This is a genomic window from Mesorhizobium sp. B1-1-5, assembly GCF_006443065.1.
Taxonomy (GTDB): domain Bacteria; phylum Pseudomonadota; class Alphaproteobacteria; order Rhizobiales; family Rhizobiaceae; genus Mesorhizobium.
Genome location: NZ_VFWS01000440.1, coordinates 1 through 1315 on the forward strand (window position 1 = coordinate 1; position 1315 = coordinate 1315).

General features: G+C 64.2%; 1 protein-coding gene and 1 pseudogene. Both read right to left on the reverse strand.

All coding sequences use genetic code 11. The features are described 5' to 3' along the window. Positions 1-24: 24 nt before the first annotated feature. Positions 25-633, reverse strand: a pseudogene (locus FJ980_RS32180) (ribonuclease activity regulator RraA); the annotation flags it as partial. A 106-nt stretch (positions 634-739) separates the two neighbouring features. Beyond that, positions 740-1315: carbohydrate ABC transporter permease (locus tag FJ980_RS32185; RefSeq protein WP_210243784.1), on the reverse strand; the 576-nt coding region annotated here is incomplete at its 5' end.

Below are 1315 nucleotides of genomic sequence, written 5' to 3' on the forward strand. Positions count from 1 at the left end.
ATGCGCGCCGGCGAGCTCGACCTATTTCGGAGCAAGGGCGACCGGCACGACGACCACGCCGTCATCGTCGGCGACGATGATATCGCCAGGGATGACCAGCACGTTCGAGCAGGCGATGGGAACGTTGACGGCGAACGGCACGATGTTGGTTTGGGCGTGGAAATTCGGCGTGACGTCCCTCACCCAGATGCCGATGTCCAAAGCCGCCGCCTGGGCGGAATCGCGGATGCAGCCGTCGACAACCACGCCGGCCCCGCCGCGCCCGGCGAAATAGGTCAGCATCATCTCGCCGAAGATGCCGCTTCCCAGATCGCCGCGCGCATCGACCACCACCATGTCGCCCGGCTGCGTGGGATAGAGCACGTGACGGTGTAACTGCCGCTCCGGCTCCTCATATTCGGTCTCGTTGTAGAGATCCTCGCGCTTCGGCATGCACTGGAGCGTGAGAGCAGGCCCCGCCGCCGTGCGGCCCAGCCTCAATGGACGCGGGCCCCGTATCTGCGGGTCGCGAACGCCCATCTTGTGGTAGAGTTCGCTGGCCAGCGTCGCCGAGCCGATCGCCGCAAGCGCATCGACCAATTGTCTCGGCGGCCGCGAAATGTCCGATATCGCCGGTATCTGATCAGCTGCCATTCCGTATCCTCCGATTGCGCGGCGAGGTCCCTGACCCCACCGATCGTCACTCAGTTGCGTATCCCGTCGTCGAAGCCGTCGAGCGTTCTGGGTGCATGTCCGCCATTCAGCCGCGGACGGCACCGGTGGTGAGACCCTTGACCAGCAGCCCCTGGGCAAACCAGACAACCACCAGGGTCGGGATGACCATCAGGACGCCGGCTGCCGACATCGCGCCCCAGTCGATGCCGAATTGCGAGACGAAGTTGGTGAGCCCGACCGGCAGAGTCTGCGCGGCCTTGCTGGAGGTCAGGGTCAGGGCAAGCAGCAGGTCGTTCCAGGTGAAGAGGAAGGTGATGACCGCGCTGGCGCCAATACCAGGAGCAATCAGCGGCGTCACGATCTGGACCAGCGTGCGCACCGTGCCGGCGCCGTCCGACTGGGCAGCCTCCTCGATCTCTTTCGGCACGTCCTGGATGAAGCCCAGAAGCAGCCAGATGGCGACAGGCAGTTTGGCCGCCGTATGGCTCAGGATCAGCGCCCAGATGGTGTCGAGAATGCCCATGGCGGCAAACACGGCAAAGAGCGGAATGGCAAGCGCTATGACCGGGATCATGCGCATGATCAAAAGCATCCCGAAAATCAGCATGGCGCCCGGCATCCTGAAACGCGACAAGGCATAGGCGCAAGGAATGGCCAGCAG